The organism is Actinomadura latina NBRC 106108 (genome assembly GCF_001552195.1).
GTDB lineage: Bacteria > Actinomycetota > Actinomycetes > Streptosporangiales > Streptosporangiaceae > Spirillospora > Spirillospora latina.
The window spans coordinates 25,564-50,228 of sequence record NZ_BCQS01000019.1 but is presented as its reverse complement, the minus strand read 5'-3'; the positions used below and the strand labels follow the sequence as shown (position 1 = coordinate 50,228).

The 24,665-nt window shown below is 73.5% G+C and carries 22 protein-coding genes and 1 pseudogene; 16 read left to right on the top strand and 7 right to left on the bottom strand.

What is annotated here, in order from left to right; translation table 11 throughout:
• The first annotated feature begins 107 nt into the window (after window positions 1-107).
• A complete protein-coding gene (locus tag AL2_RS24100; RefSeq protein WP_083946846.1) occupies window positions 108-3,032 on the top strand; it encodes a glycoside hydrolase family 48 protein in 2,925 nt (974 codons plus the stop codon).
• A 48-nt stretch (window positions 3,033-3,080) separates the two neighbouring features.
• Here AL2_RS24100 and AL2_RS24095 read toward each other — a convergent pair whose 3' ends face one another.
• Entirely contained in the window at window positions 3,081-3,869 is a 789-nt protein-coding gene (locus tag AL2_RS24095) for an alpha/beta fold hydrolase (protein ID WP_067637212.1), read from the bottom strand.
• Between the two features lie 35 nt (window positions 3,870-3,904).
• Between AL2_RS24095 and AL2_RS39375 the strand changes: the two are divergent.
• The 3 genes and pseudogenes from AL2_RS39375 to AL2_RS24080 form a co-directional block, all read left to right on the top strand.
• Window positions 3,905-4,075: pseudogene (locus AL2_RS39375) on the top strand (Y-family DNA polymerase); the annotation flags it as partial.
• A 444-nt stretch (window positions 4,076-4,519) separates the two neighbouring features.
• Window positions 4,520-5,200 (top strand): GntR family transcriptional regulator, encoded by a 681-nt coding sequence (locus AL2_RS24085; RefSeq protein WP_067637486.1) that lies wholly within the window; start codon window positions 4,520-4,522, stop codon window positions 5,198-5,200.
• Between the two features lie 108 nt (window positions 5,201-5,308).
• Entirely contained in the window at window positions 5,309-6,115 is an 807-nt protein-coding gene (locus AL2_RS24080; RefSeq protein WP_067637208.1) for an SAM-dependent methyltransferase, read from the top strand.
• Here the strand turns inward: AL2_RS24080 and AL2_RS24075 are convergent.
• Complete coding sequence (locus tag AL2_RS24075) at window positions 6,084-6,872, bottom strand: hypothetical protein (RefSeq protein ID WP_067637206.1); 789 nt, start codon at window positions 6,870-6,872, stop codon at window positions 6,084-6,086. The genes AL2_RS24080 and AL2_RS24075 overlap by 32 nt on opposite strands.
• A 412-nt stretch (window positions 6,873-7,284) precedes the next feature.
• On the opposite strand from AL2_RS24075, the gene AL2_RS24070 reads away from it, so the two are divergent.
• From AL2_RS24070 to AL2_RS24060, 3 genes are all read left to right on the top strand, one after another.
• Window positions 7,285-9,072 (top strand): sensor histidine kinase, encoded by a 1,788-nt coding sequence (locus tag AL2_RS24070; protein ID WP_157438331.1) that lies wholly within the window; start codon window positions 7,285-7,287, stop codon window positions 9,070-9,072.
• The gene (locus AL2_RS24065) at window positions 9,063-9,737 is read left to right on the top strand and encodes a response regulator transcription factor (protein ID WP_067637201.1); all 675 of its coding nucleotides are present in this window, start codon (window positions 9,063-9,065) and stop codon (window positions 9,735-9,737) included. Before AL2_RS24070 ends, AL2_RS24065 begins: the two co-directional genes overlap by 10 nt.
• A 276-nt stretch (window positions 9,738-10,013) precedes the next feature.
• Window positions 10,014-11,759, top strand: coding sequence for a sensor histidine kinase (locus tag AL2_RS24060; RefSeq protein ID WP_067637199.1), 1,746 nt, complete (start codon window positions 10,014-10,016; stop codon window positions 11,757-11,759).
• 43 nt (window positions 11,760-11,802) lie between these two features.
• Here AL2_RS24060 and AL2_RS24055 read toward each other — a convergent pair whose 3' ends face one another.
• Together AL2_RS24055 and AL2_RS24050 are read right to left on the bottom strand one after the other, a co-directional pair.
• On the bottom strand, window positions 11,803-12,198 hold the full coding sequence (locus tag AL2_RS24055; protein WP_067637197.1) for an STAS domain-containing protein: 396 nt from the start codon (window positions 12,196-12,198) through the stop codon (window positions 11,803-11,805).
• A 77-nt stretch (window positions 12,199-12,275) separates the two neighbouring features.
• Window positions 12,276-13,127 carry a PaaX family transcriptional regulator gene (locus AL2_RS24050; RefSeq protein ID WP_210748601.1) on the bottom strand — a complete coding sequence of 284 codons (852 nt, stop codon included), beginning with the start codon at window positions 13,125-13,127 and terminating at the stop codon, window positions 12,276-12,278.
• Between the two features lie 141 nt (window positions 13,128-13,268).
• On the opposite strand from AL2_RS24050, the gene AL2_RS24045 reads away from it, so the two are divergent.
• The 9 genes from AL2_RS24045 to AL2_RS38140 all read left to right on the top strand — a co-directional run bounded on the left by AL2_RS24045 (window position 13,269) and on the right by AL2_RS38140 (window position 21,363).
• Window positions 13,269-14,453, top strand: coding sequence for an ABC transporter substrate-binding protein (locus AL2_RS24045; RefSeq protein WP_067637193.1), 1,185 nt, complete (start codon window positions 13,269-13,271; stop codon window positions 14,451-14,453).
• The gene (locus AL2_RS24040) at window positions 14,450-15,217 is read left to right on the top strand and encodes an ABC transporter ATP-binding protein (protein WP_067637191.1); all 768 of its coding nucleotides are present in this window, start codon (window positions 14,450-14,452) and stop codon (window positions 15,215-15,217) included. The genes AL2_RS24045 and AL2_RS24040 overlap by 4 nt, the downstream gene beginning before the upstream one ends.
• A complete protein-coding gene (locus AL2_RS24035) occupies window positions 15,214-15,912 on the top strand; it encodes an ABC transporter ATP-binding protein (protein ID WP_067637189.1) in 699 nt (232 codons plus the stop codon). Before AL2_RS24040 ends, AL2_RS24035 begins: the two co-directional genes overlap by 4 nt.
• On the top strand, window positions 15,909-16,772 hold the full coding sequence (locus AL2_RS24030) for a branched-chain amino acid ABC transporter permease (RefSeq protein ID WP_067637188.1): 864 nt from the start codon (window positions 15,909-15,911) through the stop codon (window positions 16,770-16,772). Before AL2_RS24035 ends, AL2_RS24030 begins: the two co-directional genes overlap by 4 nt.
• The gene (locus AL2_RS24025; RefSeq protein ID WP_083946844.1) at window positions 16,769-17,803 is read left to right on the top strand and encodes a branched-chain amino acid ABC transporter permease; all 1,035 of its coding nucleotides are present in this window, start codon (window positions 16,769-16,771) and stop codon (window positions 17,801-17,803) included. Before AL2_RS24030 ends, AL2_RS24025 begins: the two co-directional genes overlap by 4 nt.
• A gap of 5 nt (window positions 17,804-17,808) precedes the next feature.
• Entirely contained in the window at window positions 17,809-19,305 is a 1,497-nt protein-coding gene (locus tag AL2_RS24020) for an acyl-CoA synthetase (protein ID WP_067637482.1), read from the top strand.
• Window positions 19,302-20,105 carry an IclR family transcriptional regulator gene (locus AL2_RS24015; RefSeq protein WP_067637186.1) on the top strand — a complete coding sequence of 268 codons (804 nt, stop codon included), beginning with the start codon at window positions 19,302-19,304 and terminating at the stop codon, window positions 20,103-20,105. The genes AL2_RS24020 and AL2_RS24015 overlap by 4 nt, the downstream gene beginning before the upstream one ends.
• Before the next feature lie 95 nt (window positions 20,106-20,200).
• Entirely contained in the window at window positions 20,201-21,220 is a 1,020-nt protein-coding gene (locus tag AL2_RS24010) for a Rieske 2Fe-2S domain-containing protein (protein ID WP_067637184.1), read from the top strand.
• Window positions 21,217-21,363: a hypothetical protein gene (locus AL2_RS38140; protein ID WP_168444794.1), complete on the top strand. Its 147-nt coding sequence runs from the start codon at window positions 21,217-21,219 to the stop codon at window positions 21,361-21,363. The genes AL2_RS24010 and AL2_RS38140 overlap by 4 nt, the downstream gene beginning before the upstream one ends.
• Window positions 21,364-21,365: 2 nt before the next feature.
• Here AL2_RS38140 and AL2_RS24005 read toward each other — a convergent pair whose 3' ends face one another.
• From AL2_RS24005 to AL2_RS23995, 3 genes are read right to left on the bottom strand one after another with little or no spacing between them, the layout of a single operon-like run.
• The gene (locus tag AL2_RS24005; protein ID WP_067637182.1) at window positions 21,366-23,006 is read right to left on the bottom strand and encodes an ABC transporter permease; all 1,641 of its coding nucleotides are present in this window, start codon (window positions 23,004-23,006) and stop codon (window positions 21,366-21,368) included.
• Window positions 23,003-23,905 carry an ABC transporter ATP-binding protein gene (locus AL2_RS24000; RefSeq protein ID WP_067637180.1) on the bottom strand — a complete coding sequence of 301 codons (903 nt, stop codon included), beginning with the start codon at window positions 23,903-23,905 and terminating at the stop codon, window positions 23,003-23,005. The genes AL2_RS24005 and AL2_RS24000 overlap by 4 nt, the downstream gene beginning before the upstream one ends.
• A complete protein-coding gene (locus AL2_RS23995; protein ID WP_067637178.1) occupies window positions 23,898-24,560 on the bottom strand; it encodes a TetR/AcrR family transcriptional regulator in 663 nt (220 codons plus the stop codon). The genes AL2_RS24000 and AL2_RS23995 overlap by 8 nt, the downstream gene beginning before the upstream one ends.
• Between the last annotated feature and the right edge of the window lie 105 nt (window positions 24,561-24,665).

Below are 24,665 nucleotides of genomic sequence, written 5' to 3'. Positions count from 1 at the left end.
CGTCCCGTCACCGGGCGCGCGGCCCTCGAAGGGACGCCGCCGCCGGAGTCCGCCGGCGGTGGGGCCCGCCATGCCCGCACGGCGGGCGTTTCAGGAAGGAACCCGAAGTGAGAAGACGGCAACGATGGCGCGCGCTCACCGCCGTGGGCGCGACGCTGACCCTCCTCTGCGGCGGCCTCGGCGTGCTGGCACCCGCGCACGCCGCGGCCGCCGCGTGCAAGGTCGTCTACAAGAAGAACGACTGGGGCAGCGGCTTCACGGCGAGCGTCGACATCACCAACCAGGGCGACGCGCTGAACGGCTGGACGCTGAAGTACTCCTATTCGGGGAACCAGAAGCTGACCAGCGGCTGGTCGGGCAAGTGGTCGCAGTCGGGGCAGGACGTCACCGTCCAGAACGAGAACTGGAACGGCTCGCTGGCCAACGGCGCGACCGTGACCGTCGGCGCGCAGTTCACCTACAGCGGGACGAACACCGACCCCACGGCGTTCACCCTGAACGGCACGCCCTGCAACGGCGGCACGTCCGCCCCGACGGTCGCGCTGACCAGCCCGTCCGCCGGCGCGACGTACTCGGTGGGCGCCTCGGTGCCGCTCGCGGCGACCGCGTCCGCCGCGGCCGGCGCGTCGGTGTCCAAGGTCGAGTTCTTCGACCAGGACGGCTCGCTCGGCGCGGCCGACACCAGCGCCCCCTACAGCCTGAACTGGACGCCCTCGGCGGCCGGCAACTACTCGATCTACGCGAAGGCGACCGACAGCGCGGGCGGGACGGGCGAGTCCGCGCCCGTCGGCATCACGGTCACGGCGCAGGCGAGCGTCGTGGCGACCCCCGCCACGCTGACCGTCGCGCAGGGCTCCACGGCCACGTTCGCGGTGAAGCTGTCGGAGGCCCCGTCCTCGAACGTCACCGTGACGACGGCGCGCACCGCGGGCAACAGCGGCCTGTCGGTGACCGGCGGCGGCACGCTGGCCTTCACGCCGCAGAACTGGTCCGCGGCCCAGAACGTGACGATCACCGCGGACGACTCCGGGACGGGCCAGGCGACCTTCACCTCGTCCGCGACCGGGTTCGCGGCGGCCAAGGTCACCGCGACCGAGGTGGCCACCGGCGGTGACACCTACACCCAGCGGTTCCTCGACCAGTACAACAAGATCAAGGACCCGGCGAACGGGTACTTCAGCCCCGAGGGCATCCCGTACCACTCGGTCGAGACGTTCATGGTCGAGGCCCCCGACCAGGGGCACGAGACCACGTCCGAGGCCTACAGCTACCTCATCTGGCTGGAGGCCATGTACGGCAAGGTCACGCAGAACTGGGCCCCCTTCAACGCCTCCTGGGCGCTGATGGAGAAGTACATGATCCCGACGCACGCGGACCAGCCGACGACCTCGTTCTACGACCCGTCCAAACCCGCCACCTACGCCGCCGAGCACCCGCTGCCGAGCGACTACCCGTCGCAGATCGACGGCAACATCCCGGTCGGCCAGGACCCGATCGCGGGCGAGCTGAAGTCCGCCTACGGCACCGACGACATCTACGGCATGCACTGGCTGCAGGACGTCGACAACGTCTACGGCTACGGCAACACGCCGGGCGGCGGCTGCGAGGAGGGCCCGGACGCCGACGGCCCGTCCTACATCAACACCTACCAGCGCGGCTCCCAGGAGTCGGTGTTCGAGACCGTCCCGCAGCCGACGTGCGACAAGTTCGCGTTCGGCGGCACCAACGGCTACCTGGACCTGTTCATCAAGGACTCGTCCTACGCCAAGCAGTGGAAGTTCACCGACGCCCCGGACGCCGACGCGCGCGCCATCCAGGCCGCGTACTGGGCGAACGTCTGGGCCGACGGCCAGGGCAAGGCCGGCGACGTCTCGGCCACCGTGGCGAAGGCCGGCAAGATGGGCGACTACCTGCGCTACTCGTTCTTCGACAAGTACTTCAAGAAGATCGGCGACTGCCACCCCGCCTCGTCCTGCCCCGCCGGGTCGGGCAAGGACAGCGAGCACTACCTGCTGTCCTGGTACTACGCGTGGGGCGGCGCCAACGACACGAACGCCGGCTGGGCGTGGCGCATCGGCGACGGCGCGTCGCACTTCGGCTACCAGAACCCCCTCGCGGCCTACGCGCTGGTGAACGACCCGGCGCTCGCACCCAAGGGCTCGACGGCCAAGTCCGACTGGAAGACGAGCCTCACCCGGCAGCTGCAGCTCTACAAGTGGCTGCAGTCCGCCGAGGGCGGCATCGCCGGCGGCGTCACCAACAGCTGGGAGGGCAGCTACAGCACCCCGCCGACCGGCCTCACCGAGTTCTACGGCATGGCCTACGACTGGCAGCCCGTCTACCACGACCCGCCGAGCAACCAGTGGTTCGGGTTCCAGGCGTGGTCGATGGAGCGCGTCGCCGAGTACTACCAGGTCACCGGTGACGCGGACGCCAAGGCGATCCTCGACAAGTGGGTCGGCTGGGCGCTGTCGGAGACGACGGTCGACCCGTCCACGGGCAGCATGCAGATCCCGTCGACGCTCAAGTGGACCGGGCAGCCGGACGCCGACTGGTCCGCCGCCAGCGGCATGCCGGCCGCCAACTCCGGCCTGCACGTCTCCGTGCAGGACTACACCAACGACGTCGGCGTGGCCGCGGCGTACGCCAAGACCCTGATGTACTACGCGAAGAAGTCCGGCGACGCCGACGCCAAGCAGATGGCCAAGGACCTGCTCGACGCCATCTGGAAGCACACCGACACCAAGGGCGTCTCGGTGCAGGAGTCGAAGTCCGACTACAAGCGCCTCACGGACCCGGTCTACATCCCGTCCGGCTGGACGGGCACCATGCCGAACGGTGACCCGATCGACTCCAGCTCGACCTTCATGTCCATCCGCTCCTTCTACAAGAACGACCCCGACTACCAGCGCGTCATGGCCTACGCCAACGGCTCCAGCTCGACCGTCCCGGTGTTCAACTACCACCGGTTCTGGGCCCAGGCCGACGTAGCCCTCGCCATGGCCGACTACGGCCGCCTCTTCAACGAGTAACCCGCCTCCGACGGCCCGTGGCGGCACCACCCCGCCGCCACGGGCCCCTCACTCCGCGAACTTCAGCAGCGTCTCGGCCAGCAGGTCCGGCCCCTCGACCATCGCCATGTGCCCCTGCCCTTTCAGGACGGTGACGCCGGCGCCGGGGATCAGCGCGGCGAGCGCCTCCGCCGTCGTCCGCTGGTACGCGGGGCTCCGCTCCCCGACGAGCAGCCGCACGGGCACGCCGGTGAGCCGCCCGAGGTCCTCGATGCGCCCCACGCTCCCGGTCTCCCGGACGAGCGGCGGGGCGTTCTCCAGCGACGTCCGCCAGAACCGCCGCGCCCCGCGCAGCGCCTCCACCTGCCTGGCCGAAAGGCCGATCACCTCGCGCATCACGACTTCGAGCACCGCGTCGTGGTCGTGCTCGTCGGCGAGGCCGCGAAGCCGGTGGAGCACCTCCGGCGAGGCGACCTCCCGCCACGGCGACGAGATCGGCGGCTCGTAGAGGACGGCCCGTCCGACCGCCTCGGGGAACGGCGACGCCTTCAGCGCGCACAGCGCGCCGAAGGAGTGCCCGACCAGGAAGACGTCCCGTCCCGCCGCCTCCGCGACGGCGGCGATGTCCTCGCCTTCGCGCTCGATCCCGTACGGGCCGCCCTCGGGCAGGCTGAGGCCCCGCCCCCGGCGGTCCATGACGTGCACGGTGAACCGCTCGGCGAGCCTCGGCAGCACCGGCGTCCAGCAGCGCCCGTCGACCGCCGCGCCGTGCACCAGCACCATGGGCGGCCCGGCCCCGAAGACCCTGACACCGATGACGCTGCCGTCCTTGGACGTCACATACCGGGCGTCGGCCACCCGAGGAGGCTACCGCGGCGCGACTATGCGAACATATGTTCGTGTCCGGTGGTGCTTCTATCCTGCATGCCGACCTCGACGCGTTCTACGCGTCGGTCGAGCAGCGGGACGATCCCGCGCTGCGGGGGCGGCCGGTGATCGTCGGCGGCGGTGTGGTGCTGGCGGCGAGCTACGAGGCCAAGGCCCACGGGGTGCGCACGGCGATGAGCGGCAACCTGCACGACGACCGGGCCGTCCAGCTCGCCCTCCCGTTCGACCGGGCCATGGCCGTGGACGGCGCGGTCGACGGCGTCCGGGACCGGTTCGGCTCGTCCGCCATCACCCGCGCCGTGCTGCTGGGCCGCGACCCGGGCATGTCCGTCCCGATGCTGCCCGACTAGGACGGGTCCACGCTGCCGAGGCCGTCGGCGGGCGGTCCGGGGAACGCGAAGGTCCTACCCGTCTTCGCCGTCCGCGAGAATGATGAGCTGTCGAGAGGAACCGGGCGGCTCGCCGGCGGGCTCGGCGGGGCCGAACGGTCACCGTGCCCGGCGCCCCCCACCAGGGGCCGGGCGGGCCGTACTTCCGTACGGCCGTCCTGGCCGCGCTGACGCGGTGACCGGGCCGGCGGACACGACCGGGAGGTGCGGGCCGAGGATGAGGAGAACCGGGTGAGCGCCGCGAAGAAGCACGACCGGGCCAAGGAGAGCAAGGCGGAGTTCTGCTACGGGCTGCTGAGGTCGCGCATCTTCGACGGCACCTACGTGCCCGGATACCGGCTGGTCATCAACCAGCTCGCCCAGGAGACCGGGGTCAGCACGATCCCGCTGCGCGAGGCGCTGCGCCGGCTGCAGTCCGACGGGCTCGTCGAGGTGGTGCGCAACGTCGGCGCCCGCGTCGCGGTGTTCGACGCCGAGCAGGTCGGGCACACCCTGCAGATCCTCGCCCGGCTGGAGGGCTACGCCACCGCGATCTCCGCGCCGTCCATGACGGCCGCGCACATCGCCGCGTCCCGCAGGATCAACGACCGGATGGCGGAGGCGCTGGAGGAGTTCGACCCGACCGCGTTCACCGCGCTGAACCGCGAGTTCCACTTCTCGATCTACGAGCACTGCCCGGACGGGCACCTGCGCGCCCTGCTCGAAGCCGAGTGGGCGCGCCTGGACCACATGCGCCGCTCCACGTTCGGCTACGTCCCCGGCCGGGCCCGCCGCTCGGTGGTCGAGCACGAGCGCATCCTGGCCCTCATCAGCGAGAAGGCGGACGCGGCCGAGATCGAGCGCGTCGCCTGCGCCCACAAGAACGCCACGGCCGGCGCCCGGCACGACGCCCACCCGGCCTCGCACGAATAGCTCCACCGCCGAACGCACGCGCCGGGGCGGCCTCACGGACGGTCCCGGTGCGGGTGCTCCGCGCGCTATGAGACGATCATTTGACCGGGGACGAGCGGAGTTTTGCGAATGGCCGATGAGAGGTGGACTCCCGCCGACGTGGATCTGGTGACGCCCAACACGGCCCGGATCTACGACTACCTGCTCGGCGGCAAGGACAACTACGCGGCGGACCGGGAGGTCGCCGAGCAGCTGCTCGCCGTCATCCCGGAGGCGCGGATGGCGGCGCTGGAGAACCACGCCTTCATCGGCCGCGCCGTCCGGTTCCTCGCCCGCAGGGGCGTCCGGCAGTTCATCGACATCGGCAGCAAGCTGCCGGCGAGCGGGAACGTCCACGAGGTCGCCGCCGAGGTCGCGCCCGATGCGACCGTCGTGTTCGCCGACGGCGACCCCGTCGTGCTCGCGCACGCCCGCGCGCTCCTGGCCGGGACGCAGCGGGCGGCCTTCGTCCGGTGCGACCCGGTGCGCCCGGAGACCGTCGCTGCGGACCCGCAGGTCCGCGCGCTCATCGACTTCGCGCGGCCCGTGGCGGTCGTCCTCGACCGCGTCCTGCACTTCATCCAGGACGCCGCCGAGGCCGCCGCCGCGCTCCGCCGCCTGCACGACGCGCTCGCGCCGGGCAGCCACCTGGTGTTCACGCACATCACCCAGGAGCCCGAACCCGAGTCCGGCGGTGACGTCGGCCGGGTGTTCAAGCCGACCAGCGGCCACTTCTGGGGCCGGAGCCGGGCCGAGATCCGCGACATCGTCGCGTGCTTCGACCTCGTGGAGCCGGGCCTGGCCTACACCTCGGAGTGGCGGCCGGACGCGTCCGCGCCGCCGGCCGCGCACCCGGAGCGCACCTTCACCCTGGCGGGTGTGGCCCGCCGCCGCTGACCGCCAGCGAGCGCAGCCGCCGCCGCCACGCGGGGACACCGGCCCGGCGGTGGGCGGCGGCCCGGGCGGCGCCGGCGTCGTGCACCCAGCCCTGGTGGCTGCGGCCGGTCACCTCCAGCCGGACGAGCGGGACGTAGGACTCGGCCCGGATCCCCTCGTACCCGTGCCGGACGATCGAGTGGTAGATGTCCTCGGACACGACCAGCGCCACCGGCGCGCGGGTGCGCCGCAGCGCGTCCTTCGCCTCCGCCGAGTCCAGCAGCCGGAAGGCGACGTCGAGCGCCTCGCCGAAATTGCCGTGGCCGTCGCTCTGCACCTCTCCGGCGTGCACGACGACGCGAACGCGAATTCGCCGGTCGCCGCCGGGGGAGATCGTCTGCGCCGAATTGTATTCGGCGAGCAGCGCGGACAGGATCGGGACCACCGGGTGCAGCAGCAGCGTTTTCGGGACCTCGTCGAAAGGGTGCACCAGCACGAGCGCCCCATCCCCCCGGTCGACGTACTCCTCCCGGTACCGCCGCCCGATTCCGGCCCGGTTGAACGCCTCCTCCAGCAGCCGGTACAGCGTGCGCCGGAGCTCCGCCTTGACCGGGTCGGTGCGGGCGGTGGACCCCTCGATGTCCACCGCCAGGATCGCCCGGTACCGCGGCCGGACCCGTACCCGGTCGGCCACCGGGCACAGCGGCCCGGACGCGTCGACGAGCACGGGCCGCACCGCCCCCGGCCCCCCGGCGCGCACGGCCGTCTCGTTGCTCATTTCCCCCGCGCCCCTTTCTCGACATGACCCCCATTGTTCGCGGGAATGATCCTGGCATTCCCCGGCTTGCCCGGCAACCCAGGCGAACCGGACGGCCGACCGTGTTTACCCGGTGAATGTGAATTCCTTTCACCGGGTGTTGAAAGGACGTCTGACCAGGATCACGACGGAAGTCCGTCCCGCGTCAAGGGGTGCGCGTCCCGAATGGTCCCGGCCGCGCGGGACTCCGGCCCTGCAAGATCGGGACGGAAACGCGGAACGGCGTGCGCATCGATCGGATAACGGCACTGTGAAGCCGGTCGCGAGTCGGGAACAATTCCGGGGCGGCCGGCATGGGGCGGGCCGTGTCCGGGAAAGCACGGACCGGCGCCCCGTGGGTTTCCGGTGGCAGGACGTCCCGCGAGGTCCGAGCATGGAAAGGGTGGTCGTGGTGATTTCCGCACCGCGGCGGCGCAGGTCGCCCCCGTGGTTCGGTGCGGAGACGAGGCGCGCCCTCGCCGCCGGGCCGGCGGTGGCCGGGCTGGCGCTGCTCGCAGGCTGGCCGTACTGGCGGCACCATCCGGGGGCCGCCGCCATCACGCTGGTCAGTTGTGCCGCCATCGCCGTGGTGGGCGTGCTGCTCTCGACCGGCGGGCGGACCCGCCGCACCGGGCTGCTGTTCACCGCCGCGTCGGTCTGCTGGGCGGTCAACTGGGCGGCGAGCTGGGACGCGACCATCGGGCCGATCATGTCCCCGTACGCGCAGGCCACCTTCTACCTCGCGCTCGCCGTGGGCGTCCTGCTCTACCCGGCCGGGCGGCTGGAGTACCTGGCCGACCGGATCTGGACGGTCCTGGCGTGCGTGATCCTCTTGGGCTGCCCGACCGCGCTGTGGGTCACCTCCGAGCCGGAGTGGGCGGCGTTCCGCGGCGAGTCGGTGTGGTGGCCCGCGCCGTTCCCCGACCTGGAGGTCTTCCGGGTCGTCCTGCGGGTCTCCGGTACCCTCTACGTCTTCCTCGCCTTCGCGTTCGCCCTCGTGCTGATGCTGCGGCTGCCGAGGATGGGCCGGATGCGGCGCCTGCTCACCCTCCCGGTCACCGTCGCCGTCGCGTTCGTGGCGGTCCTGGCCGCGCTGACGCAGAAGCCGATCATGGAGGACTCGATCCCGCTGGACGACCTCCTGCGCGTCTACGTCGTCCAGGGCGCGGTCATCGTGCTCGTCCCGCTCACCATGCTGGCGTCCGGGCTCCGGGTCCGCATCAGCGAGCTGACCGTCGCCGGCCGGATGCTCAGGCTGACCGCGCCGGTGTCGGTCGAACGGGTCCGCGACGCGCTGCGCGACGTCCTGCACGACCCGACGCTGGAGCTGTGGTTCTGGGCGCCGATCGAGCGCACCTACGTCGACACCGCCGGGCACCCCGTCGACCTCGATCCGGACGACACGGCCGGGGGGCGCTGGCGGTGCCGGGTGCGCAGCGCCGCCGGGGACCCGCTCGCCGTCGTCGAGCTGGGCGGCGCGCTCCGCGACCACGAGTCCCTGGTCGAGGCGGCGCTGGCCGCGGGCGGCCGGGCGCTGGAGACCGCGCGGCTCCAGGCCGGCGTGCACGCGGGCCTGGAGCAGGTCCGCGCCGCCTACCGGCGGCTCGTCCGCGCCGAGACCGTGGAGCGCGAGCGCCTCGCCCGCGACCTGCACGACGGCGCGCAGCAGCGGCTGCTCGCGCTCGGCGCGATGCTCGGCACGCTGGAGGCCGTGACCGACGACCCGGCGGTGAAGGAACACGCCCGGACCTGCCGCGCCGAGCTGATGGAGGCCCTCGCCGAGCTGCGCGCGCTCGCCCGCGAGGTCCAGCCGGCGCTGCTCGTCCAGGACGGCCTCGGCCCGGCGCTGGAGGTCCTCGCCGAGCGGGTCGGCGTCCGGGTGAGGCTCGACGTCGCCCCGCGCCGGTTCTCCCGGGAGATCGAGTCCACGCTTTACTCGGTGCTTTGCGAGACGCTGTCGTACGCTGTCGACCGCGCGCATGCGACCAAGGTGCACGTCCGGGTCGGCCACGAGGGCGGCCGGCTGGCCGCGGAGATGACCTCTGACGGCACGGGTCCCTGCGACCCCGCCGCCGACCTCGCCGGGCTGTCCGGGCGGGTGCGGGCGCTGCACGGCCAGGTGGAAATCGGCGGCGGTCCCGGTGGGGGCACGAAGGTAAGGATGGACCTTCCATGCGAGTAGCCGTGGCGGAGGACAGCGGGATCTTCCGGCAGGCACTGGTCACCCTGCTCACCACGGTAGGCATCGAGGTCGTGGTGTCCGCGGGTTCCGGCGAGGAGCTGCTCGCCCGCGTGGCGGGCGATCCGCCCGACGTGGCGATCCTCGACCTGCACATGCCGCCGACGTTCACCAACGAGGGGGTCGTCGCCGCCCGCCGGCTGCTGGAGCGCCACCCCGGCCTCGGCGTCCTCGTCCTGTCGGCCTACAACGAGACGCCGCAGGCGATGGAGCTGTTCCGCGACCAGCCGCGCGGCGTCGGCTACCTGCTGAAGGACCACGTCACCGACGTGGACAACCTGCGCTCCGCGCTGGAGCGGGTGATGCGCGGCGAGGTCGTCATCGACCCGGACGTGGTGAGCCGGCTCGTCGAGGCCCGGCACCGCGAGCAGGAGCTGTCCCGGCTGTCCGGGCGCGAGCGGGAGGTCCTGGGGCTGATGGCCGAGGGCCACTCGAACGCGGGCATCGGCAAGCGGCTGCACCTGTCCGCCCGGACGGTCGAGGACCACGTCCGCGCCATCTTCACCAAGCTGAAGATCGCCTCGGCGGGCGCGCCGCCCGGTCCGCAGGACAGCAACAAGCGGGTGCTGGCGGTCCTCACCTGGCTGCGGGCCGCCGAGACCCGCTGACGCCGCGGATATCGACCAGGCCGCGCATCAATCGGGTAACGGGCCCTCCGCTTTCCACCCGGGGTGCGGAAAACTGACCGCAGGAGTCGGGTCGGTCGGTGGCTCCGGTGGTGGCCCCCGCACGCCACCGGCACGCGCCGCGAGCCTGTGCCGGGGCCCCGTGCCAGGGCACCTCGTCCGGCACACTCCCATGCTCCCGGTACCGCATGCTCCGCACATCCGGGAAAACCCCACTCCCGGACAGTGGTTTCCCGGGACGACACGGGAAGGAAGGCGGTGAGGGCCGTCCCCCGCTGGCCGCTGTGGCTGGGCGCGCGGGTCCGCCGCGCCCTGGGCGCGGGCACGGCGGTCGCGGCGGCCGCGCTGGCGTGCGGCTGGCCGTACTGGCGCGGGCACCCCGCCGCCGCGGCGGTCACCCTGGCGTGCTGCGGCGGATTCGCCGCCGCGGGCGGCCTGCTCGCCGCCGGCCGGCTCGGGCGGCGCACGGGCGCGGCGTTCGTCTTCGCCGCCGCGGCCTGGGCGGTGACGTGGTCGGGGGCCTGGAACACCGGAATGGCGCCGGTGGTCTCGGTGTTCGCCCAGTCGGTGTTCTTCGTCGCGATCGGCGCCGGTGTCGTCACGTATCCGGGCGGCCGCCTGGAGGGCGCCGCCACCCGGCTGTGGACGGCCGCCGCCGTCGTCATCATGGTCGGCGGGCAGGCGCTGCTGTGCGCGGTCTCGCGTCCCCACTGGAACGGCTTCGCGGCCTCGGTCCCCTGGCCGTCCGTCCACCCCGACGAGGAGGTCTTCCGCTGCGCCCAGCGGGCCGTGACGGTCGCCATGGTCGCCCTCGCGGGCGCCCTCGTGGTGCTGCTGCTGGCGCGGGTGCCCCGCACCGGGCGGCTGGACCGGGCGTTCACCGTCCCCGTCGCGGCGGCCGTGACGGTCGGCGTCAGCCTCGCCCTCGCTGTCCAGGGCACGCTCCTCGGCACTTCGGTGACCCTCGACGATGTCCTGCGGGTCTACTTCATCCAGGGCTTCTGCGCCACGACGCTGCCGATCGTCTTCCTCTTCACCGCGCTGCGCGCCCGCCTGTCCGAGCTGACCGTGGTGGAGCGGATGCACCGCCTCACCGCTCCCGTCTCGGTGGAGAAGGTCCGCGACGCCCTGCGCAGCGTCCTCGGCGACGGCGCCCTCGACCTGTGGCTGTGGGCCGACGGCGGCTACGTCGGCGTGGACGGCCGTCCGATGGGGGACGCGCCGGGGCGCTGGCGGCACGAGGTCCGCACGTCCGCCGGCCTGCCCCTCGCCACCGTCGACGTCGCCGCCGCGCTCCGCGACCACGAGCCGCTCGTCGAGGCGGCGCTGACCGCGGGCGGCCGGGCGCTGGAGACCGTCCGCCTGGAGGTCGCCGCGCAGGCCGCCCTCCAGCGGGCCCGCGACGCGCAGGAACTCCTCGTCCGCGTCCAGGCCGCCGAGCGCGAGCGGCTCGCCGACGACCTGAAGCGCAGCGCCCGCGCCCGCCTCCGCGCCCTGGAGGAGACCCTCGGCCGGCTGGAGGACGCCGCGGCGGACCCGGCCGCCCGCGAGCAGGCCCGGGTCTGCCGCCGTGAACTCGCCGAGGCCGTCGCCGAACTGGACGACCTGGCCCGCGGCGTCCACCCGGCGATCCTCGCCGACGCCGGCCTGGGCCCGGCCATCGAACTGGTCGCGTCCCGCGCCCCGGTGCCCGTCCGCCTCGACCTGCCCCCCGGCCGCTTAGCGCCGGAGATCGAGTCGACGCTCTACTTCGCCCTCTGCGAGGCCCTGACGAACGCCGTCAAGCACGCCCGGGCCGGCTCCGTCGACCTGGCCGTCCGCCCCGGCCCCACCGAGATCGTGGCGGAGGTCCGCGACGACGGCGCGGGCGGCGCCGCCCCCTCCCCCCGCGGCGGCCTGGCCGGCCTGACCGACCGCGTCCAAGCCCTCCGCGGCCACGTGACCATCAAAAGCCCACCCGGCCAGGGCACCACCCTCACCATCACCCTCCCGGCGCCGCGTTAGCCCGGCCCGCCGCGGTCCGGAGCGGGCGACGACGCGGAGCGGGCTAGGGTGCGGTCAGGGCGGCGAGGGCCTGTTCGGCGGTCGGGTGGGCGACGAGGTGGCGGTCCAGGCCGCTGCGCTCGATGATCGTGCGGAAACGCCGGTCCAGGCCGGCCAGCATGAAGTCGCCGCCGCCCCGGTGCGCGGCCTTCCAGATGATGATGAGCGCGTTGAGGCCGGACGAGTCGCAGAAGCCGACCCCGCCGACGTCCAGGACGATCCGCGGAGGCCCCGCCATCTCGCGCATGTCGGCGAGGACGTGTTCGCGCAGCCGGTCGGCCGTGAGGATGGTGAGATCCCCGTCCGCCTCCACGAGCAGGCAGGGGCCGCGGACCTCGCTGCGCACCTCCAGCGTGTCGGCGGCGGAGGGGCCCGCCGGGTCGCCGGCTCCGAGAGACATGCTGATCACCTTCCGTTGGTGCCCGGGCACCGGGCGTACCCGCCAAAAGGGGAGCTCATGCAGCTCCGCCGGGGCGATCAGCCCACCCGGACGTACTCGATCGCGTCGTCGGCGAGGCGCCGCGCGGTCGCCTCGTAGCGGTCGCGCAGCTCCAGCAGGACCTGCTGGCCGCGGACGGCCGGCCACCCGGCGGGCAGGTGCTCGACGGGCAGCCGCGGGTCGGCGCGGACGAGCTGCAGCCATTCGGTGGTCATCCACAGGTAGCGGGCGAGGTCGTCGGGGGCGTGGGGGAGCGGGCCGGGGCGGTCCCAGCGGTCCAGGAACGCCCGGTAGCCGTTCGCGAGCCCGTCGAGGTCGAACGCCTCGCGGAGCATGTGCGGGACGTCCGTCGGCTCCTCGGCCGGGCCCGCGAACACCTTCAGGTGCCCGTTCAGGTTGAGGCCCGCGACGATCGGGCGGACGTCCACCCGCGACGGCGCGATCCACGTGCCGTTGCCGAGCGACCCGAACCCGGCCCAGGTCAGCCGGGCGCGCAGGTCCTGCCGGACGCGCTGCCACGACTCCGGCATGGAGAACGCGAGGACGGTCCAGCTGCCGTCCCAGTCGGTGTTGAGCACGCCGCGCCGCCAGACGCGGTCCTCGCCGTCGTGCAGGATGCCCTCCGAGCGCGGGGTCAGCCCGAAGTGCATGCGGCGCCCCTCGCGGTGGCGCGCCAGCAGGCCGCGGCCGACCATGCGGGTCAGCGTCGACCGGACGGCGTGCTCGCCCACGCCGAGCCGCGCGAAGGTGTCGATGAAGCTTCCGGAGAACACCGCGATGCCGCGTCCCAGCACGTAGTTGCCGAGGTAGGTCAGCATCAGCGACTGCGGCCGCAGCCTCGGGGACGGCTCGTCGGACGGCGCCGGCCCGGCCGCGCTGTGTGCACTCACCCCTGGGGCTCCCGTCATCCCGCCAGCGTAACGACGGCGCCGGGGTTCCCCGGACCGCCGTCACGCTGATGTTGGGCAAATCATTGACTGCCGTGAAGAATACGCCTAACTTCGGGGCACGCCCACCCCGGGAGGTCCCAAGTGCGCAAACTCGTCCCGCTTCTGGCCGCCGCCCTTCTCGCCACCGCCGCGTGCGGCTCGGCGGGCGGGTCCGGCGGCGGCTCCGACCTCAAGATCGGCTTCATCGAGTCGCTGACCGGCAACTACGCGCCGCTCGGCGGCGAGGCGAAGAAGACCGTGGAGCTCGCCGTCGAGCAGATCAACACCGCCGGCGGCATCGACGGCCGGAAGATCAAGCTGATCACCCTCGACGACCGGACCGCGCCCGACCAGGGCGTGCTGCACTTCAACAAGCTCAGGTCCGAGAAGGTCACGGCGATCATCGGCTCGACGTTCTCCAACGTCGGCCTCGCGGTGGAGCCGCTCGCCGAGCGCGAGCGGATCCCCTACATCTCGCTCAGCCCGGCGGACGAGCAGGTCGACCCGGTCCGCAAGTACACGTTCGTCGTTCCGGCGATCTCGTCCACCTACGCGCAGGCGATGCTCTCGTACTTCAAGGCGCACGACATCACCAAGGTCGCGGTCGCCTACGACACCAAGAGCGCCTACGCCAAGGCCGGGTTCGCGGGCATGCAGAAGTACGCGGGCCAGAACGGGGTGCAGATCGTCAAGGAGGAGACGTTCGAGACGACCGCCTCCGACTTCAGCCCGCTGTTCACCCACGTCCGCGACTCGGGCGCCCAGGCCCTCGTCGCGTGGGCGAGCGGCCCGCCCGGTGTCACGATGGCCAAGCAGTACCCGTCGTCCGGGCTCAAGCTGCCGCTCTACATGACCGGCGCGCAGGCCAGCAAGCTGTGGATCGACCCGGTCGGGAAGGCGGCCGAGGGCGTGTACGTCCAGTCCGCGATCGGCGTCGTCGCCGACCACCTGCCGGACGGGAAGCTCAAGCAGTCCGTCCAGGAGATGTCCGGGCCGTTCGAGCAGAAGTACGGCTACGAGCCGCCGCAGTTCGCGATGGACGGCTACGCGGGCGTCAAGCTGCTGGCCGCCGCGATCGGCAAGGCCGGCACCGACCGGGAGAGGATCCGGGACGCGCTGGAGGGCCTCACGCTCGTCACCCCCTGCGGCCGGTACACCTACTCCAAGACCGACCACTCCGGCCTGAAGCCCACCGACATCTCCATGAACCAGGTGAAGGACGGCAAGCTCGTCCCCACCGAATGGTCGGTGAAGCAGCTCGCCGAGACCGCGAAGGCCGCCGGATGACGGCGCTGCTGGAGATCGGCGCCGTCGGGCGCGCGTTCGGCGGCGTGTACGCCGTCCGCGACGTCGCGATGACGGTCGCCGAGGGCGAGACCCGCGCCGTGATCGGCCCCAACGGCGCGGGCAAGTCCACCCTGTTCAACCTGATCAGCGGCCATCTCGCCGCCGACCACGGCACGCTCGCGTACGCGGGCCGGCGGATCGACCGGCTGCCCCCGCACGCGCGCGCCCGGCTCGGCGTCGCGATCGTCTTCCAGGGCGCCCGGCTCTTCCACGGGATGACCGCGCTGGAGAACGTCATGGTCGGCGCGCACGCCCGCACCCGGCACGGCTTCCTGTCCGCCACGCTCCGGCTGCCCGCGCACCGCCGCGAGGAGGCCGCGATCCGGGCGGACGCGCTGGCCGCGCTCGACCGGGTCGGGCTGCGCGACTGGGCGCACCGCTCGGCGGACGTCCTGCCGCTCGGCCAGCAGCGGTCGCTGCAGGTGGCGCGGGCCCTGTGCGCGCGGCCCCGGCTCCTGCTGCTGGACGAGCCGGCGTCCGGGCTGCGCGCCGCCGAGCGGGAGTCCCTCGCGCAGCTGATCGAGGGCCTGCGCGGGGAGGGGCTGACGATGATGCTCGTCGAGCACGACGTCGCGTTCGTCGCCCGCCTCGCCGACCGGGTCGCCGTCCTGGACCTCGGCCGCCTCATCGCGGAGGGCACGCCCGAGGAGATCCGCGCCGACCCCGCCGTCATCGCCGCGTACCTGGGGGAGGAGGCCGCATGAGCCCTCCCGTCATCGAGGTGGAGGATCTCGTCGTCCGGTACGGGACGGCGACCGCGCTCGACCGGGTTGGGATCACCGTGCGGGCCGGGGAGCTGGTCGCGCTCATCGGCCCGAACGGGGCGGGCAAGACCTCGCTCGTCAACGCGGTCCTCGGCGTGCTGCGCCCGGCGGCGGGACGGGTGGCCCTGCGCGGGCGGGTCGCGCTCGTCCCCGAGGGGCGGCAGATGTTCGACGACCTGACCGTCGATGACAACCTCGTGCTCGGCGCCTGGCGCCGCCGCCGCGCGAAGGGCGCCCGCGACACCGCCCGCGTGTACGAGGTGCTGCCGCGGCTCGCCGACCTGCGCAAGCGGCGGGCGGGGTCGCTGTCGGGCGGGGAGCAGCAGATGGTCGCGTTCGGGCGGGCGCTGATGGCCGAGCCGGACGCGGTCGTCGTGGACGAGTTGTCGCTCGGCCTCGCGCCGCTCGTCACCGCCGACCTCGCCGAGCACCTGCGCGCGCTGAACGCCGAGCGCGGCCTCGCCGTCCTGCTCATCGAGCAGAACGCGCGGCTGGCGCTCGACCTGTGCGGGCGCGGCTACGTCCTGGAGGCGGGCCGGATCCGGGCCGAGGGCGCCGCCGCGGACCTGGCGGCGGGCCCCGACGTCGCCGACGCCTACCTCGGCGGGCGCGCCGGCCGGGGAGGGGAGACATGAGCGCCTTCGTGCAGTACCTCGTCTCCGGGATCGCCGTCGGCTGCGGCTTCGCGCTGCTGGCCAGCGGCCTCGTCGTGATCCACCGGGTGACGCGGGTGGTGAACTTCGCGCAGGGCATGTTCGCCGTCATCGGCGGCATGACGGCCGGGTCCCTGCTGGCGGCGGGGCTGCCGCACGGCGCCGCGGAGGCCGGTTCCGTCGCCGTGGCGGGCGCGGTCGGCCTCGCGGTCGGGGTCGCCGCCACCGGGAAGCGCGGCACGTCCCCGCAGTCGGCGCTCATCGTCACGCTCGGGGTCGGGTTCCTCGCCTACGCGGTGGAGATCATGGTCTGGGGGGACGGCCCGCGCTCGCATCCGGGGCTGCGCGGCGCCGTGACGCTGTTCGGCGCGCACGTCCAGCAGCAGTCGTTCCTCGTCATCGGGGTGGCCGCCGCCGTGTTCGTGCTGCTCGCCCTGTTCTTCGGGCGCACCTACGCGGGCAAGGCGCTCAGCGCGTGCGCGTCCAACCCGTACGCGGCGCGCACCATGGGCATCGACCCGCTGAAGATGGGCCTGGTCGCGTTCGCGCTCGGCGGGATGCTCGGGGGCCTCGCCGGGGTGCTGCTCACGCCGCTGCAGCCCATCTCCTACGACAGCGACGTCCTGCTGATCACCAACGGGTTCGCGGCGGCCGTGCTCGGCGGCCTGAACCGCCCGGTCGTCGCGCTCGCCGGCGCGCTGACGCTGGGGATCGCCGAGGCGATGGTCGCGGGATACGGCGAGGCGTCCTACCAGACCGTCGTCGCGCTGGCGCTGATGCTGGCGATCATGATGGTGCGGGCCTCGCGCAGGACCGCGCTGCAGGAGGAGGCCGCCCGATGAGCGTGTCCGTCCGCAAGACCTCGCCGGTGGCCGCCCCCGCGGTGCGGCGGCGGCCCGCTCCCGGGACGCTCGCGGCGGCGGCCGCCGGCGTGCTCGCGCTGCTCGTCCCGGTGCTGCTGCCGGAGACGCAGGTGTCGGTCTACGTACTGCTCCTGCTGTCCGCGATCGTCGTCGTGGGGCTGTCGATGCTGATGGGGTACGCCGGGCAGGTCTCGCTCGGCCAGGCGTCCTTCACCATGATCGGCGGCTACACGGCGGCGCTGACCGCGACGCACGGCCTGCCGACCTGGCTCGGGCTGCTGCTCGCGCCCGTCGTCGCGGCGGCGTGCGCCGCGCTCGCCGGCGTCCCGCTGCTGCGGCTGCGCGGCCACCAGCTCGCGTTCGCGACCCTCGCCATCCAGCTCATCCTGCTCAGCCTCGTCGGACGGCAGGACTGGACGGGCGGCGACATCGGCCTCCAGGGGATCCCGCGCCTCAAGGTCGCCGGGTACGAGTTCGCGGGTGAGGCCTCCTACGCCTACCTGGCGCTCGGCGCCCTCGGCCTCGTCGTGCTGGTCACCCGGCACATCGTGACGTCCCGTCCCGGGCGGGGCCTGCGGGCGCTCGCGACCAGCGAGGTCGCCGCCGCGTCGTCCGGGGTTCCGGTCGCCGTCTACAAGCAGGCCGTCTTCAGCCTGTCCGCCGGGTTCGCCGGGCTCGCGGGAGGCGTCTACGCCTTCTACATCGGCTACGTCGCGCCCGGCTCGTTCCCCGTCCTGCTGTCGTTCGAGTACGTCGTGATGGTCGTCGTCGGCGGCGCCGGGACGATCTGGGGCGCGCTCGCCGGCGCGACCGCCATCACCCTGCTGCTCCAGCTGCTGAACGACATCGGCACGCGGGAGGGGATGCCGGCGTCGGCGCCCGCCGTCCTGTCGTACGCGGTGTACGGCCTGCTGCTCGTCGCGGTCGTGCTGTTCCTGCCGAAGGGCCTCGTGCCGTCCGCCACCGCGTGGTGGGATCGCCGCAGGGGCTCGAAACCGATGGAGGGGTGACGCGCATGCGCAACGAAGGACTCGGGTCGTGGCCCGCCCGCCGCGCCCGGAAGACCCCGCGTGCGGCGGCCCTCGTCCACGAGGGAGGGACGCTCGACTACGCCGGGCTGCTCGACCGCGTGGCGCGGCTCGCCCGCGTGCTGCGCGGCCTCGGAGTCCGGCACGGCGACCGGGTCGCCTACCTCGGCCCCAACCATCCGTCGTTCCTGGAGACGCTGTTCGCGACCGGCATGCTGGGCGGGATCTTCGTCCCGCTGAACACGCGGCTCGCCGGCCCGGAGATCGCCTACCAGCTGGACGACTCGGGCGCGTCCGTCCTGGTGCACGGGCCGTCGCACGCGGAAATGGCGGACGGCCTGCACGGCGTCCGGGAGCGCATCGCGCTCGACGGCGCCTACGAGCGGCTCCTGGCGGGCGCGGACGGCGACCCGCTCGACCTCCCCGTCGCGCTCGACGACCCCTGCATGATCATGTACACGTCCGGGACGACCGGGCGGCCCAAGGGCGCGACGCTCACCCACGGCAACATCACCTGGAACGCGATCAACGTCCTCATCGACCACGACCTGGTCGCGGGGGAGGTGGCGCTCGTGTCGGCGCCGCTGTTCCACACGGCCGGGCTCAACATGCTCACCCTGCCGGTCCTGCTCAAGGGCGGGACCTGCGTGCTCGTCGCCGCGTTCGACCCGGCCGAGACCCTCTCTATGATCGAGGAGCAGCGGATCACGTTCATGTTCGGGGTGCCGACGATGTTCGAGCGGGTCGCCCGGGAGCCGGGCTGGGCCGGGGCCGACCTGTCCTCGCTGCGCATCCTGACGTGCGGCGGCGCCCCGGTGCCGCCGTCCCTGATCGAGACGTACCAGAAGCGGGGCCTCACGTTCCTGCAGGGATACGGCATGACCGAGGCCGCCCCCGGCACGCTCTTCCTCGACGCAGGCCACGCCGTCTCGAAGGCGGGCTCGGCGGGGGTGCCGCACTTCTTCAGCGACGTGCGCGTCGTCGGCCCCGACATGGCGGACGTCGCGCCGGGCGAGACCGGCGAGGTCGTCGTCCAGGGCCCGCACGTCATGCGCGGCTACTGGGGACGGCCCGACGACACCGCCGCCGTGTTCAGCGACGGCTGGTTCCGCAGCGGCGACGCCGCCCGCCTCGACGGCGACGGCTACGCGTTCATCGTCGACCGCATGAAGGACGTCGTCATCTCCGGCGGCGAGAACGTGTACCCGGCGGAGGTCGAGCACGCGATCCTCGCCGCCGCGCCCGACGTCGTGGAGTGCGCGGTCATCGGCGTCCCGGACGGCACGTGGGGCGAGGCCTGCCGCGCCGTCCTCGTGCCGCGTCCCGGCGCGGACGTGAGCCCGGAGGAGGTGCTCGCCGCCCTGTCCGGCAGACTGGCCCGCTACAAGATCCCCAAGTCGGCCGTGCTCGCCGCGGAGATCCCGCGCAACGCCGCGGGGAAGATCCTCAAGGCGCGGCTGCGGGAGGAGTACGGCGACCCATGACGGCCCCCGGCAGGACGGCGCGCGGGCGGGCGACGGTCACCAGCCGCGTCCTGGACATCCTGGAGGCGTTCTCCGCCGAGCGCGCCTCGCTCACCATCACGCAGATCAGCCGCCGCGCGGGCCTGCCGCTGTCCACCGCGCACCGCCTCGTCGGCGAGCTGACCTGCTGGGGCGCCCTCGAACGCGACGCGGACGGCCTGTACCGGATCGGGCTGCGGCTGTTCGAGGTCGCCGCCCTCGCGCCGCGCGGCCCCGCCCTGCGCGCCGCCGCGATGCCGTTCCTGGAGGACCTGTACGAGGCGACGCACGAGAACGTCCACCTCGCCGTCCTGGACGGCCTCGACGTCGTCTACATCGAGCGGATCTCCGCCCGCGACGCCGTGCACGTCCTGTCCCGCGTCGGCGGCCGGTGGCCCGCCCACGCGACCGGCGTCGGCCTCGCGATGCTCGCGCACGCCGACCCCGCCCTGCAGGAACGCGCCATCGCCGCGCCGCTGCGCCGCTTCACCGAGCGGACGATCGCCACCGGGCCGGAGCTGCGGCGCGTCCTCGCCGAGGTCCGGCGCACCGGCGTCGCGATCAGCGACGGCCAGGTCGAGACGTTCGCGCTGTCGGTCGGCGCCCCCGTGTACGGCCCGGACGACCGGGTCGCCGCCGCCGTCGCGATCGTCGTCCCGTCCGACGGCTGGGACGCGCGGGCGCTGATCCCGGTCGTCCGCGCCAGCGCCCGCGGCATCTCCCGGGCCCTCGGCGCGCCCCGGGCCCTGCGCCCCCCGGAGACCGCGCTGCACAACCGCTGACCGGGTTCTTCCATTGGACGGAATCGGTGTGGCCTCCGTCACCGTCCCGCCGCGAAGGTCGTCGTGACCCCCCATCGATCACGGAGGAACGCCCCATGGTCTTCGCACGCAACCAGTGGTACGTGGCCGCCTACAGCCAGGAGATCGGCGACGGCCTGTTCGCCCGGACGATCTGCGGCGAGCCCCTCGTCATGTATCGCACCCGGGCCGGAGAGGCCGTCGCCCTCGCCGACCGCTGCGTGCACCGCCGCTTCCCGCTCTCGGAGAGCAACCGGGACGGCGACCGGATCGTCTGCGGCTACCACGGCTTCACCTACGCGCCCGACGGCGTGTGCGTCGCCGTCCCCGGGCAGACCCGCATCCCGCGCACCGCCCGCGTCCCCGCCTACCAGGTCGTCGAGCAGGACTCGTTCATCTGGGTGTGGATCGGCGACGGCGAGGGCGACGCCGCCGCGATCCCGCGCGCGACCTGGTTCGACTCGCCGGAGTACACGACCGTCCGCGGGATGGAGCCGCTCGCCGCCCGCTACGACCTGCTGGTCGACAACCTGCTCGACCTGTCCCACGAGACGTACCTGCACGCCGGCTACATCGGCACACCGGAGGTGGCGCAGACCCCGATCAACACGGAGGTCGACGAGGAGGCGGGCATCGTCTACGTGAGCCGCCGCATGAAGGACGTGGAGTGCCCGCCGTTCTACTCCCAGTCGACCGGCATCGAGGGCCGTATCGACCGCTGGCAGGACATCGAGTACTACCCGCCGTGCCTCTACCTCCTGCACAGCCGCATCGCGCCCACCGGCGTGGAGCCCGGCCCGGACGGCGACGACTCGAAGGCGTTCCACGTCGAGGTCGGCTACGCCATCACCCCGGAGACCGAGACGAGCACCCACGACTTCTGGCTCGTCGCCCGAGACTTCGCCCTGGACGACGAGAAGGTCTCCGCGTTCCTCGCCGAGAGCAACCGCACGGTCGTCCTGCAGGACGTGAAGGCGCTGAACATCCTGGAGAAGGTCATCGCCTCCGAGCCGGAGGGCTACCAGGAGCTGTCCATCAACATCGACACCGGCGGCCTGGCCGCCCGCCGCATCCTGCAGCGGCAGACGTCCCGATGAGCACGGGCCGCCTGCGGGTCGAATGGTCCCCGGGCTCCGACACCCTCACCGGCATCTGCCACTGCGGCGCCCACCACACCGCCGAGGACCCGATGGAGATCTGGACCTGGCTCCTCTCCCACCCCGACCACCCCGGCTCGTAGCGTCACGCCGTGATGTCGCGGCGGCGGAAGGCCGTCAGGCCGGCCGCCGCCAGGACGATCGCCGCGGCGGTGAGGGCGACGAGGGGGAGCGGGGTGAAGTCCGCACCGGGGAGCTTCGGGGTGTGGGTGAAGGGCGAGATGTCCAGGACGGCCTGCGGTGCGTTGAGGAGTGGGCCCACCTGGCCCAGAAGCAGGCAGATGGTCAGGACGGCCCAGCCGGCGGACGTGGCGCGGGGGAGGAGGGCGAAGAGCAGGAACGCGGCCGCCGTGACGGCCCATACCGAGGGCAGTTGCGCGAGGGCGGCGGCGAGCTGGCGGGGGAGCTGGCCGTCGAGGTCGTGCGTGCGGGCGCCGTGGACGAGTCCGATGGCGGCGCCGGCGAGCGCGAGGAGGACGACGGTGCCCGCGACCGTGACCGCGAGGCCGGAGACGGCCCAGCGGATGCGGCCGACGGCGGTGGCGAGGACGGGTTCGAGGCGCCCGCCGCTCTCCTCGGCGCGGAGCCGCTGGACGCTCTGCACCGCGTAGGCGGCGGCGAACAGGGCCATGAGCCCCATGGCGGTGGCGAGCAGCGCGTCCGTGAGGTTCTGCTGGCCGCCGAGTTCGCGGATGTCGTCCGCTATCCCCGCGTTGCCGCCGGCCAGGTCGCCGGCCCCGGCCGCGACGCCGCCGAGCGCGAGCCCGTACAGCAGGAACGCGGCGGACCAGCCGAGGAGCGTGCCGCGCTGCAGCCGCCAGGACAGGGCGAGCGGGCCGCGCAGTGACGGCGCGGCGGTGGCCGGGCCGTCGGACGGGGCCAGGATCCCGGCGCCGAGGTCGCGTCGCCCGGTCAGCGCGTAGGCGGCGGCGACCAGGAGCGCGGACGCGGCGAGCGGCAGGAGGAGCACGGCCCACTGCTCGCCCGCGTACGGGCGCACGTGCTGCGCCCAGCCGATCGGCGACAGCCACGAGAGCCGGTGCGCCGGGCCGGTGTCGGCCACGCCCCGGACCAGGTAGGCCGCCCCGAGGACCCCGAACGCCAGCCCGTTGGCGAGCCGGGACGTCTCGGCGAGCTGCGCGGTGAGCGCCGCGACGCCCGCGAACACCAGGCCGGTGCCGAACCAGGACAGGCCGAGCGCCGCCGCCCCGGCGGCGGGCAGCCCGAAGAGGACCAGCACGCCGGTGACCGCGGCCGCCAGGGCGGCGGCCGCCGTCGCGGCCGTCAGCAGCGCCGCGGTCAGCGGCGCGCGGCGGCCGACGGCGGCGGCGCCGACCAGCTCCAGCCGCCCGGTCTCCTCCTCGGCGCGCGTGTGCCGGACGACCAGCAGCACGCACATGACGGCGGTGAACGCGGCGCCCGTCGTGCCGACGCGCCAGACGCTGAGCCCGCCGGCGGTGTCGCCGTTCAGGACGGGCCCGTAGAGCGCCCGCGTGGACGGGTTGTCGTTGATGCCGCGCGCGAAGCTCGCAAGGGCCTCCGGTGTGCCGTACTCGTTCTTGAAGCTGTAGGCGCTGCTGGAGACGTAGGCGGTCAGCCCGTAGATCCAGGCGGGCATCATGATCCGGTCGCGGCGCAGCCACAGCTTCAGCAGCGGGCCCGCGCCGGACAGGCCGCCGTGTCGGCGGGCGGCGCGCGCGGGCGGGCGCAGGGTCGTGGCGGTCATGAGGCCGCCTCCCCGGCGAGGTCGTCCTCGTAGTGGCGCAGGAAGAGCTCTTCGAGGGTGGGCGGGCGGCTCGTCAGGGCGCGGACGCCGATCCGGGTGAGCTGCTGGAGCGCGGAGTCCAGCTGCGGGGTGTCGACCTCGAACGTGATGGAGGTGCCGTCGATGCGGACGTCGTGCGCGCCGGGCAGCGGGATCCCGTCCGGCGGCCCGGCGAGTTCGGCGTGGACGGACGTGCGGGTCAGGTGCCGCAGGTCGGCGAGCGTTCCGGTCTCGACGGTCCGGCCCCTGCGGATGATCGTGACGCGGTCGCAGAGGGCCTCGACCTCGCTGAGGATGTGGCTCGACAGGAGCACCGTCCGGCCGCCCCGCCGCTCCTCCCGCACGCACTCCTGGAAGACCTCCTCCATGAGGGGGTCGAGGCCGGAGGTGGGCTCGTCCAGGATCAGCAGTTCCGCGTCGGACGCGAACGCCGCGACGAGGGCGACCTTCTGGCGGTTGCCCTTGGAGTAGGCGCGGCCCTTCTTCTTCGGGTCGAGCTCGAACCGGCCGAGCAGCTCGGCGCGGCGGCGCTCGTCGAGGCCGCCGCGCAGCCGCCCGAGCAGGTCGATGACCTCGCCGCCGGACAGGTTCGGCCACAGCGTCACGTCGCCGGGGACGTAGGCGATGCGGCGGTGCAGGGCGGTGGCGTCGCGCCAGGGGTCGCCGCCGAGCAGCCGGGCGGTGCCCGCGTCCGCGCGCATCAGCCCCAGCAGCACGCGGATCGCGGTGGACTTCCCGGCGCCGTTCGGGCCGAGGAAGCCGTGCACCTCGCCGGACCGGACGGACAGGCCGAGCCCGTCCAGTGCGCGCGTCCGGCCGAACGTCTTGACCAGGCCCTCGGCCTCGACGACGTCATTCATCGTTGCGCTCCTCGGTGAGTGCGGCCTCGTAGGCGTCCAGGGCCGCGTGGCCCTGCTCGACGATCTCCGGGCTGAGCATCTGCCCGGCGAAGACCTCCAGGACGGCGTGCCGCAGCCGCAGGGAGCCCTCGGTGGTGAAGGTGTCGGCGCCGAGCACCCGCGACAGGTGCTCGTGCAGGACCTCGATGCCGACGGTCATCGCGACGATCGCGGCGGAGAACGCGTGCGGGTCGCGGGTGTCGGGGGTCGTGAACGCGGGCGGCGGGTCGGTGAAGTACCGCTCGGTGGTGGCGACCAGGTCGTCGAACAGCCGGGCCGCGGCGGCGGAGCCGTCGACGAGCGCGCGGGCGAGGTAGCGGCGCACCGGCATGGCGAGCCGGTCCGCCCACGCCTGGAAGCCGGGATCGCCGGCGCCGCCGCTGGCGTCGCTGAGCCGGCGGACCGTGTCGAGCGTGTAGGCGTCGCACGCCTCGCGCAGTTCGTCCTTCGAGCCGAAGTGGTGCTGGACGAGCCCCACCGAGACGCCGGCGGCCTCGGCGATCCCGCGGAACGTCGCGCCCTTCGTGCCGCGCTCGGCGAACTGCAGCAGCGCCGCGTCCCGGATGCGGGCGCGGGCCGTCAGGTCCTCCGGCGCGGGGTCCCTCTCCGCCGCCATGCATGACTCCAATACAAGCGTTCAATCTCCAATACGAATGTATACCATACGCGTGTATTGCTGAAGGGCGCACGGGGAGGGTGACCTTGAAGGGGAAGTTAGCTT

What these genes read in the sequence shown, in the direction of transcription:
- AL2_RS24080 (WP_067637208.1), top strand. Translation starts at nt 5,309, where the DNA reads ATGGCCGATGAGAGGTGGACTCCCGCCGACGTGGATCTGGTGACGCCC.
- AL2_RS24075 (WP_067637206.1), bottom strand. Translation starts at nt 6,872, where the DNA reads ATGAGCAACGAGACGGCCGTGCGCGCCGGGGGGCCGGGGGCGGTGCGG.
- AL2_RS24070 (WP_157438331.1), top strand. Translation starts at nt 7,285, where the DNA reads ATGGAAAGGGTGGTCGTGGTGATTTCCGCACCGCGGCGGCGCAGGTCG.
- AL2_RS24065 (WP_067637201.1), top strand. Translation starts at nt 9,063, where the DNA reads ATGCGAGTAGCCGTGGCGGAGGACAGCGGGATCTTCCGGCAGGCACTG.
- AL2_RS24055 (WP_067637197.1), bottom strand. Translation starts at nt 12,198, where the DNA reads ATGTCTCTCGGAGCCGGCGACCCGGCGGGCCCCTCCGCCGCCGACACG.
- AL2_RS24040 (WP_067637191.1), top strand. Translation starts at nt 14,450, where the DNA reads ATGACGGCGCTGCTGGAGATCGGCGCCGTCGGGCGCGCGTTCGGCGGC.
- AL2_RS24035 (WP_067637189.1), top strand. Translation starts at nt 15,214, where the DNA reads ATGAGCCCTCCCGTCATCGAGGTGGAGGATCTCGTCGTCCGGTACGGG.
- AL2_RS24030 (WP_067637188.1), top strand. Translation starts at nt 15,909, where the DNA reads ATGAGCGCCTTCGTGCAGTACCTCGTCTCCGGGATCGCCGTCGGCTGC.
- AL2_RS24025 (WP_083946844.1), top strand. Translation starts at nt 16,769, where the DNA reads ATGAGCGTGTCCGTCCGCAAGACCTCGCCGGTGGCCGCCCCCGCGGTG.
- AL2_RS24020 (WP_067637482.1), top strand. Translation starts at nt 17,809, where the DNA reads ATGCGCAACGAAGGACTCGGGTCGTGGCCCGCCCGCCGCGCCCGGAAG.
- AL2_RS24015 (WP_067637186.1), top strand. Translation starts at nt 19,302, where the DNA reads ATGACGGCCCCCGGCAGGACGGCGCGCGGGCGGGCGACGGTCACCAGC.
- AL2_RS24010 (WP_067637184.1), top strand. Translation starts at nt 20,201, where the DNA reads ATGGTCTTCGCACGCAACCAGTGGTACGTGGCCGCCTACAGCCAGGAG.
- AL2_RS38140 (WP_168444794.1), top strand. Translation starts at nt 21,217, where the DNA reads ATGAGCACGGGCCGCCTGCGGGTCGAATGGTCCCCGGGCTCCGACACC.
- AL2_RS24005 (WP_067637182.1), bottom strand. Translation starts at nt 23,006, where the DNA reads ATGACCGCCACGACCCTGCGCCCGCCCGCGCGCGCCGCCCGCCGACAC.
- AL2_RS24000 (WP_067637180.1), bottom strand. Translation starts at nt 23,905, where the DNA reads ATGAATGACGTCGTCGAGGCCGAGGGCCTGGTCAAGACGTTCGGCCGG.
- AL2_RS23995 (WP_067637178.1), bottom strand. Translation starts at nt 24,560, where the DNA reads ATGGCGGCGGAGAGGGACCCCGCGCCGGAGGACCTGACGGCCCGCGCC.